Genomic DNA, 8,640 nt, shown 5'->3' with positions numbered 1-8,640 from the left:
AGATGCCTGTTCCACAATTGATGGGGTTTCTGGCAACAGGCAAGATGCCTGTTCCACAATTGATGGGGTTTCTGGCAGGGTTGACTCAAAACTGCTGCAAATTGCGGCGGCGGTGGAAAGGGGCGCTTGTCATCCCATCGCCGCAGCGATTTTGCTGGAAGCTCAACAGCAAGGTTTGCCGCTGCTAGCTGCTGAGGATTTCTGCACGGAACCGGGCTTGGGGGTTTCGGCTTTGGTGGAGGGCCGGCGGGTGTTCGCGGGGAATGCTGAGTGGATGAAGGAGCAGGGGGTCGCTGTGGCGACGCAATTGTCGGGGTCTTTGGAAGGCAAAACGGCGGTTTACGTGGCTTCTGAGGGCGTTTTGCTGGGGGTAATCGGGCTAAAAGATACTCTGAGGCCGGATGCTAAGGCGGCGGTGGAACGTTTGCGGGGCATGGGATTGCGGGTGATGATGCTGACGGGGGATACGCCGTCGGCGGCGGCGGCGACGGCGCAGCAGCTAGATTTGACGGCGGCTGATGTTTTGGCCGGGGTGCGGCCGGAGGGGAAGGCTAGGGCGATCGCGACTTTGCAAGCCCAAGGCTGTAAAGTGGCTGTGGTGGGCGATGGTATCAATGACGCGCCGGCTTTGGCTCAAGCTGATGTCGGTATCGGTTTGCACTGCGGCACTGATGTCGCAGTTGAAACTGCTCAAATTGTGCTGATGCGAAATGCTTTGATGGATGTTGTTGAGTCGATCGAGCTGGGGCGCGCTACTTTTAATAAGATTCGCCAAAATTTATTTTGGGCTTTTGGTTACAATACTCTGGGAATTCCGGTTGCAGCGGGTATCTTGCTGCCTGCAACCGGAATTCTACTCAGTCCTGCGGCGGCCGGAGCATTTATGGCCTTTAGTTCTGTTAGCGTGGTTACAAATTCTTTGTTTTTGCGCCGGGGATTTCGAGCTTAAATTTAGGGATGACCAATAAAAGTACGAGGTCATTGGTCATTAGCCACAAACTAATGACTAATGACTGAGGACTAATGACTAATGACTAATGGCTAGAGTGCCATACTTTCCAAAAGTCGCCAATTATTGTTGTTCATAATTGAACGACTCACTAGCTCGAACATTTGACGGCAGTGGTTGTTGGTTTGCAGGGGCAGTTCTTCGTTTTTAATCACGAAGTTCATGCGAACCTCTGAGTCGCTGGCCGTGTTTTTCTCAATTAGGACTTCTGCGGTGACAAGTTTGGCGATCGAAACTTGACCGGGAAGTTCGCGAGCCATGACGGAATCTCCTGTATTGTAGATAATATCAAGATTGCATGACTCTAAAATTTCAATCAGGGATTGACGCAGACGGTCGATCGGAACGGCAACGATAAAAAAACCAGTATAGCGAGCCATAGACAACTCCAGCCGTGAGGCATTTAGACTTTATTATCATACCGAACCTAGAACAGATGTACAGAACAATATGGATTTATTTTATTCAAATGGGAAGTTAGGGCAATGAAGGGCAAACTTATCGTGTTTGAAGGGGTTGAAGGTGCGGGTAAAACTACGCAAATGCAGCGACTGATATATTGGCTGCAAGCAAGTTGCTTTCTCACAGTCCCGTTGGTGGCTACTCGCGAACCGGGGGGTACTGACCTGGGAAGGGGACTGCGACAGTTGCTGCTGAAACAAGATGGGGGCGAATCTGTATCCGATCGAGCAGAATTACTCATGTATGCTGCCGATCGCGCTCAACACGTCGAAACTTTTCTCCAACCAGAGTTATCGAAAGGAACTATTGTTTTATGCGATCGCTTTACTGACTCTACGATTGCTTATCAGGGCTACGGCCGCGGTCTTAACTTAAATTTAATTAAGCAGTTGAATGAAATTGCCACAGGCGGCTTGGAAAGCGATCTGACTTTGTGGCTGGATATTAATGTGGAGGAGGGTTTGGCGAGGGTAAGGGATCGGGGAGGGTGCGATCGGATCGAGCAAGCGGATTTGAAGTTTCACCGCCTTGTGCAGCAAGGTTTTGCGGAGTTAGCCGAGGAAAATAAATCTCGAATTGTTCGCATAAATGCCGATCGGCCTGAATATGAAGTTGCTCAGGAAATTCAAGCTATTGTAACTCGCAGCTTAGAAGCTTGGGGATATTTAAATAATACCAATTCTGAAAAGTAAGCTTACATAGATAGCCAGAAACCGGGTTTTTTACGAAATATTTGCTAAAAATCCTCAAGTTCGAGGAAAAACCCGGTTTCTTCGTTGTAACTAACTCACCATAGGGTAGCGGGGCAAAATTCTTGAATAGGTAGTCATTACATTCAGCGCCCCTGACGCACCCTACAATAACTTCCTTCTGTCAACTGAATACTGTCAACTGTCAACCCTTCGACTGCGCTCTTCGGGCAAGCTGTCAACTGTCAACTGTCAACTGTCAACTGTCAACTGTCACATGAATTATTTTACATCATTAATCGGACAAGAGCGAGCAGTAGAATTGCTAACTCAAGCAGTCGAGCGAAACCGAATTGCTCCTGGTTATTTATTTGTCGGGTCTAACGGCATCGGCAAAAGTTTAGCGGCTCAGTGTTTCATCGAGCTTTTATTCTCAGCCAATATTCCCGAAACCAGACTAATAGCCTCCGTGCAAAATCGCGTGAAGCAGCGAAATCATCCAGACTTACTCTGGGTAGAACCAACTTACATGAACCAAGGCAAACGGCTTACACCAAAGGAAGCAGAGGAAGCAGGTTTAAAGCGGAAAGCACCACCACAAATTCGCTTAGAACAAGTTCGAGAAATCGGTGACTTTCTCAGCAGACCGCCGCTAGAAGCGGCGCGTTCAGTCGTAGTTTTGGAACAAGCAGAAACAATGGGTGAGGGAGCCGCTAACGGCTTGTTGAAGACATTGGAAGAACCGGGAAAAGCAGCGCTAATCTTAATTGCTCCGACTGTGGAACTTTTGCTACCCACTTTAATTTCTCGTTGTCAAAAAATCCAGTTTTCACGGCTGAATCCCGAAGCAATGGCACAAGTTTTGCAGCAAGCTGGATTCGCACAGATTTTGGATCATTCCGAGGTACTGGGGATGGCTCAGGGAAGTCCTGGGGAGGCGATTGCTATTTGGCAGCAACTGCAATCAATACCCGATGATTTGCTGCAAAAGGTGAAGCAGTTGCCTCAAAATCTGCGCTCTGCTTTGGAATTGGCCAAGGAAATTGATAAAACTTTAGATACTGAATCTCAGTTGTGGTTAATCGATTATTTACAACACTGTTATTGGCAGCAATTTTTGGCAGGGGGAATTAGTCGATCGCCCCTAGAGCCCTTGGAAAAAGCGCGGCAATATTTGCTAAACTACGTACAGCCGCGATTAGTTTGGGAATGCACACTTATGGGAATATGTCAAGCATAATTTATTGCCAAGTTTGAACCCAATACGATGAGTAACACGATGGAAAAAGCCACATTTGCCGCCGGTTGTTTTTGGGGAGTTGAACACAAGTTTCGCGCAGTTGCGGGTGTCGTCTCGACGGCTGCGGGCTACACGGGAGGCCACTGGCCGAACCCCTGCTACCTGGATGTTTGCGCCAGAGTCACTGGTCACGCTGAAGCCGTGCTGGTAGAGTACGATCGATCGCAGGTGAGTTACGAAGCATTGCTAGATGTATTCTGGAACTGTCACGATCCTACCCAAGTCAATCGCCAAGGCCCCGACAGAGGCGAACAGTACAGGTCTGTAATTTTTTATCACAATTGGGAACAAGAAAAAGCCGCTCGCGCATCCAAACAAAAATTACAACTTTCCGGTAAATACGACAAAGATATTGCCACCGAAATCAAACCTGCTGGGGAATTTTATATGGCAGAGGATTACCACCAGCAATATATTGAGAAGAAGCGGCATTCGTCAAAAGTGATTAGTTAAAAAGTAGGCCGACGCGACCAAAAATAAAAAATATTAGGGGCGGGTAAGGCAATGATCTATACTAGCGACCAGTTTATTATTAATGCAAAACCCTGCCTCCTCCAAGCCATGTTTATTTCCACCTACTCAGTAATAAATCATTAGTGACGAGATAGTGTTTGGTAGGCGCAATTCCCCCGTGGTAGCCCGATTATATGGGGATGCGACACAAATCTTAGCTTAGACAATTGCTAAAAGAAATAGATGCGGGGCTGGAAAAGCCAGTCTGAAGAGGATTGATAGCGTTTTAAACAGCTTGTTACGCAAGTCATAATTTTATAAAAATGCTGTATTAGTTGGGCGCGTAAGACCCAAACAATTTTGCAATAAAGCCTAAATAAAGATAGGGCATTTCTGTTTCTCTTTTCCTTAGTAATCCCAGTTTTTTCGTCCCGGAGGGAAGAATATCGAGTTTGGCAGTCTTGCTGGTTTATTTGCTAAGCTAGAGGTGGCGCTCTGTCATCAATAAACTTTAGATTTATGCACAGGTTATTAACTGGGAAACTGCGAATAGAGTATTTAACAATACCAATCGCCAATCTTCCAGCAAATCTATCCGGTACTAAAATTGTACAGCTTACGGACTTTCACTATGACGGGGTGCGGCTGTCGGAATGGTTGCTAGAAGAGGCGATTGCTGCGGCCAACGAAGCTGAACCAGACATGATTTTTTTAACTGGTGACTTTATTAGCTACGATCCCGCACCTATTTACGGCTTAGTGCAGCGATTGAAAAAGTTGCAAAGTCGGGTGGGAATTTACGCTGTTTTGGGCAATCACGACCACTATTGGCCGAGGGCAAAAATAGAGGTTGCTAATGCTTTAAATAGCGTCGGGATGCGGGTTTTGTACAACGAAGCAATCTATCCTTTGGGGTCTGAATTGGCTTTAGTTGGGCTGGCTGATTTTTGGTCGGGCGATTTTGCGCCTAAACCTGTAATGGCATCAATAAATCCCGCGATTCCTCGGATTGTCTTGTCTCACAATCCTGATACTGCTGAAAAGCTGCAAAATTGGCGGATTGATTTGCAGTTGTCTGGACACACTCACGGCGGTCAAATCGTTATTCCCGGTATCGGCCCTTTGTACGCTTGGGTCAGAAAAATTGGCTCTTTGATTCCTCAACGAATCCGAAAGTTCATTCCTTTTCTGTCGGCTTGGGATCGAGTAGTTACTCACTGGGAATGGGCTAGCGGTTTGCATCAGGTTGGGAGTAATTTGCTGTACGTGAATCGCGGTTTGGGGACTTATGCGCCGGGAAGACTATTTTGTCCCCCGGAGGTGACAGTAATTACTTTGGTTTGTCAAGATACGTAAAGGCTGGTTTAGGGTGCACACTTTCCCGATAATAGATAATATAGCAGAAGGAAAAAGGAAGTTCGGCAACGGATTATGTAACGGATGTAACGGATGTAACGGATGTCAGGAAGATGGAAGTTCGGCAACGGATTATGTAACGGATGTAACGGATGTAACGGATGTCCGTCGGAAGAAGGAAGAAGGAAGAAAGAAGAGGGAAGAAGTAAAAATGATTGTTGTACAATTTATATTATTTTTAATTTGCTTCTCCAAAGCGATAGCCTCTGCCGTAGACTGTGTGAATTAGGACACATTCGCCCGCGGCTTCTATTTTGCGGCGCAGCAGGCGAATTTGAGCGGCTAATACATTGCTGCTGGGTTTTTCTGCTTCACTCCACAAAAACTGGTGGATTTGTTCGTGTGTTAGCAATTGACCGGGATGGCGCATTAAGTATTCTAATAACTGACATTCTTTTTCTGATAAATCAATTGTACGATCGCCCCGATAAGCTAATTGATTGTCGTAGTCTAGCTGTAAATCTGCAACTTGCAGCCGCCCGACAGCAACCTCGGCATCAAAAGTAGGAGGCCGCCGCAGTAATGCGCGGACTCTGGCTAGGAGTTCTCGCAGTTCAAAAGGTTTGACTAAATAGTCGTCTGCACCGGCGTCGAGTCCTTGTACGCGATCGTCTACGGTATCTTTGGCGGTGAGAAATAGCACTGGCGTATTCCGTCCTTGCGATCGCAACTTCTGGCAAATTGCCAGTCCGGTTTGCCTCGGTAGCATCCAATCCAAAATTAGCAAATCGTAATTGCCCTGCATTGCTAAATTGCTGCCACTTGCTCCGTCAAATGCCACATCAACTGTATAACCTTCGCGCGTTAAGACTCGACTCAAAGGGTCAGTTAACTCAACTTCATCATCAACTAAAAGAATCCGCATCCTGATTTCAAATTTGATATTTGATATTTTAGGTTAAGTAAACTGATTTTTCCTACTTTTTAATGTGTGGAATACTTTCCGTTTCGCTGCAAGCTGCTGCTACCCATTCCTGGATGGCCGGCAAGGCCAAAATCGCATCCGCATAAGCTTTTGTTACTGAATCTAATTTGACTTCATAGGTGACAAAACGCATCACCACTGGGGCAAACATAGCGTCAACAACTGTGAATTTTCCGAACAGCATATCGCCGCATGTCCCGAATTTTTGCCGGCATTCGCGCCAAATGGCAAAGATGCGATCGATCTCTGCTTCTACACCGGGAGTCATCCCTTCTCCCGGATAGCGGTTGCGACAGTCCATTGGCATATTTTCGCGCAAATTTGAGAACCCCGCGTGCATTTCGGCGCAGATGGAACGGGCGATCGCCCGTTCCGCTACATCTGGCGGCCACAAATCATTAGCAAAGCGTTCTGCAACGTATTCGCAAATTGCTAAAGATTCCCACACTTTCAAGTCGCCGTCGATTAAAACTGGTACTTTTCCCGATGGAGAATAGCGCCGAATTTCTTCATGTGTTGTCGGCCAGTCTAAGGGGATTCTGACCTCGGCAAATTCAAGTTTAGCTTGTTTCATCGCCAGCCAAGGACGCAGCGACCAAGAGGAATAATTTTTGTTGCCAATAACAAGTGTCAATTCGGTCATAGTTTAGCTGTCAGCTATTGGCGATCGCCCGTTAAAGTTTAAGTTTTAGAGTTGAATACACAAAGGCGTGACACACAATGGCTATCGCACGTTAGCGAAGCCCTCGAAGAGGATCGCCGCGTTGTCTGCACCAGCCTCTGCAAGCATTTTACATTAACAGCCTCCCAGCGTTCCGCGTTTTTCTGCAAACTTCGATCGGGGGGCGCGATCGAACACGCTTGATTCCACATGGAACGAGAAGCCTCTGTCCCTGGGAACCCTGGGCTGGTTAGCGCTAGGTACAGCTACTGTATAGTCCATTTCCTCCCTCTCTACACCACCGCCTGATACCAATTTAATGTGAAGTTGCACATATCTCGCTCCCCCTAAATCCCCCTGATTGTTGGGGAGTAGGGGTTGACTTTGAGCGGAATCTTGTCCCACCCCCTACTCCCCTTCGTAGGGGCGGTGCCAAGAGTGCCCGCCCTCTTGGCTAGGGGGGATCGGATTCTATGCAGGCTCATAAAAAATTGGTATGAGAGGATTTCATCTACTTTAATCTTTTTCAGGGAATCCGGGTCTACACTGTGAAAATTTCCGTCAAATTCTTGATTGTTTTCCATACCGACCGCCATTGAAAAACGTGACGACATAAAAACTTACTAGATATAATATATACCCAAACAAAGGATCTAGCAATACCCGAAATTTATTTTTCGCTATGAACTCTATGTGTTATTCTGAGTCTGGTAAAAGCTGTTTCTGCTTGTGCCGCGATCGCCCCCTTCCAAAATTTAGAAATTTACACTCTAAAAATTGACATGATTACTGTTGCACTTCCCAAAGGCGGACTGTTAGGAGATAGCATTCGGCTGTTTAAATCGGTTGGATTAGACTTCAGTGCTTTTCTCGATTCCTCTAACCGACAACTTCAAATTTATGACCCGACAGGCACTGCCAAAGCTGTGCTAGTAAGGACGCACGACGTGCCGGTTTATGTGGAATACGGTCAAGCGGATTTGGGGATTGCTGGCTATGATGTTTTGCGGGAAAAAAAGCCGAAAGTTGCCAATTTAATTGATTTAAAATTTGGCAAGTGTCGGCTGTCGGTGGCGGTGAAGGAATCTAGTTCTTATCGACGAACTGTGGATTTGCCTCCTCACGGTAGAGTTGCTTCTAAGTTCGTACACTGTGCAAGGGAATATTTTCACAATTTGAATTTGCCGGTGGAAATTGTGCCGCTTTACGGTTCTGTGGAGTTAGGGCCGATTACGGGTATGTCGGAGGCAATTGTGGATTTGGTTTCGACTGGCAAAACTTTGCGGGAAAATGGTTTGGTGGAAATTGATGTTTTGTTTGAAAGTTCGGCTTATTTAATCGGTCATCCTCTGAGTTACCGTTTGAATGCCGGAGGTGTGAATGAGTTGATCGGGAAGTTGAGAGAGCAAGTTTTGACGACTGTTTGATGGTCTAAAATTAGAGTGCTTTGATTGGTTCGTAGATAAGTAGGGAAACGGCATTGCCCATTGGCGTCAACTTAAGCTGTCAGTCCGCCCAGTCCTTCCGTCCGCCAGTCAGTCCGCCAGGGAATGAATTCCACGGGGCTTATAGCTAAAGTCCTCCTAAGAAACTCGCAGGGGAGAAGGGGAGAGGGGGAGAGGGGGAGCTCTTGAGCTCTTGAGCTCTTGAGCAGGGGAGAAAGAGTTTCTTTGATTCATAACGGGTGCTGGGCCTCCGTGAAACGCTCTCAAAGAGGACTGAAGA

Annotated in this window: 10 protein-coding genes; 6 read left to right on the top strand and 4 right to left on the bottom strand. The window is 46.9% G+C overall.

Annotated features, from left to right (window positions below):
• A partial coding sequence (locus tag QUA16_RS30520) for an HAD-IC family P-type ATPase (protein ID WP_333108008.1) occupies positions 1–949 on the top strand: 949 nt, incomplete at its 5' end.
• A gap of 92 nt (positions 950–1,041) precedes the next feature.
• Here QUA16_RS30520 and QUA16_RS30515 read toward each other — a convergent pair.
• Entirely contained in the window at positions 1,042–1,389 is a 348-nt protein-coding gene (locus QUA16_RS30515) for a hypothetical protein (RefSeq protein WP_190659999.1), read from the bottom strand.
• A 105-nt stretch (positions 1,390–1,494) separates the two neighbouring features.
• On the opposite strand from QUA16_RS30515, the gene tmk reads away from it, so the two are divergent.
• The 4 genes from tmk to QUA16_RS30495 all read left to right on the top strand — a co-directional run bounded on the left by tmk (position 1,495) and on the right by QUA16_RS30495 (position 5,269).
• The gene (gene tmk, locus QUA16_RS30510; RefSeq protein ID WP_333108009.1) at positions 1,495–2,163 is read left to right on the top strand and encodes a dTMP kinase; all 669 of its coding nucleotides are present in this window, start codon (positions 1,495–1,497) and stop codon (positions 2,161–2,163) included.
• 274 nt (positions 2,164–2,437) lie between these two features.
• On the top strand, positions 2,438–3,400 hold the full coding sequence (locus tag QUA16_RS30505) for a DNA polymerase III subunit delta' (RefSeq protein ID WP_333108010.1): 963 nt from the start codon (positions 2,438–2,440) through the stop codon (positions 3,398–3,400).
• Between the two features lie 27 nt (positions 3,401–3,427).
• Complete coding sequence (gene msrA, locus QUA16_RS30500) at positions 3,428–3,913, top strand: peptide-methionine (S)-S-oxide reductase MsrA (protein ID WP_445305421.1); 486 nt, start codon at positions 3,428–3,430, stop codon at positions 3,911–3,913.
• Between the two features lie 519 nt (positions 3,914–4,432).
• A complete protein-coding gene (locus QUA16_RS30495) occupies positions 4,433–5,269 on the top strand; it encodes a metallophosphoesterase (RefSeq protein WP_333108013.1) in 837 nt (278 codons plus the stop codon).
• A gap of 238 nt (positions 5,270–5,507) precedes the next feature.
• On the opposite strand, the gene rppA is transcribed toward QUA16_RS30495, so the two are convergent.
• The 3 genes from rppA to QUA16_RS30480 all read right to left on the bottom strand — a co-directional run bounded on the left by rppA (position 5,508) and on the right by QUA16_RS30480 (position 7,320).
• On the bottom strand, positions 5,508–6,194 hold the full coding sequence (gene rppA, locus QUA16_RS30490; protein ID WP_333108014.1) for a two-component system response regulator RppA: 687 nt from the start codon (positions 6,192–6,194) through the stop codon (positions 5,508–5,510).
• 52 nt (positions 6,195–6,246) lie between these two features.
• Positions 6,247–6,897, bottom strand: a complete 651-nt coding sequence (locus QUA16_RS30485; protein ID WP_333108015.1) for a glutathione S-transferase family protein — start codon at positions 6,895–6,897, stop codon at positions 6,247–6,249.
• Between the two features lie 153 nt (positions 6,898–7,050).
• Positions 7,051–7,320, bottom strand: a complete 270-nt coding sequence (locus QUA16_RS30480) for a hypothetical protein (RefSeq protein WP_333108016.1) — start codon at positions 7,318–7,320, stop codon at positions 7,051–7,053.
• Between the two features lie 377 nt (positions 7,321–7,697).
• On the opposite strand from QUA16_RS30480, the gene hisG reads away from it, so the two are divergent.
• Positions 7,698–8,342 carry an ATP phosphoribosyltransferase gene (gene hisG / locus QUA16_RS30475; protein ID WP_333108017.1) on the top strand — a complete coding sequence of 215 codons (645 nt, stop codon included), beginning with the start codon at positions 7,698–7,700 and terminating at the stop codon, positions 8,340–8,342.
• Positions 8,343–8,640: the final 298 nt, after the last annotated feature.

It is taken from the genome of Microcoleus sp. S13_C3, assembly GCF_036700905.1.
Taxonomy (GTDB): domain Bacteria; phylum Cyanobacteriota; class Cyanobacteriia; order Cyanobacteriales; family Microcoleaceae; genus Microcoleus.
The sequence above is the reverse complement of the archived record's forward strand: the minus strand, read 5'-3'. Positions and strand labels throughout refer to the sequence as shown.

Excerpts from the sequence above, each read along its gene's own strand:
- QUA16_RS30515 (WP_190659999.1), bottom strand. The coding sequence starts at position 1,389 with ATGGCTCGCTATACTGGTTTTTTTATCGTTGCCGTTCCGATCGACCGT.
- tmk (WP_333108009.1), top strand. The coding sequence starts at position 1,495 with ATGAAGGGCAAACTTATCGTGTTTGAAGGGGTTGAAGGTGCGGGTAAA.
- QUA16_RS30505 (WP_333108010.1), top strand. The coding sequence starts at position 2,438 with ATGAATTATTTTACATCATTAATCGGACAAGAGCGAGCAGTAGAATTG.
- msrA (WP_445305421.1), top strand. The coding sequence starts at position 3,428 with ATGAGTAACACGATGGAAAAAGCCACATTTGCCGCCGGTTGTTTTTGG.
- QUA16_RS30495 (WP_333108013.1), top strand. The coding sequence starts at position 4,433 with ATGCACAGGTTATTAACTGGGAAACTGCGAATAGAGTATTTAACAATA.
- rppA (WP_333108014.1), bottom strand. The coding sequence starts at position 6,194 with ATGCGGATTCTTTTAGTTGATGATGAAGTTGAGTTAACTGACCCTTTG.
- QUA16_RS30485 (WP_333108015.1), bottom strand. The coding sequence starts at position 6,897 with ATGACCGAATTGACACTTGTTATTGGCAACAAAAATTATTCCTCTTGG.
- hisG (WP_333108017.1), top strand. The coding sequence starts at position 7,698 with ATGATTACTGTTGCACTTCCCAAAGGCGGACTGTTAGGAGATAGCATT.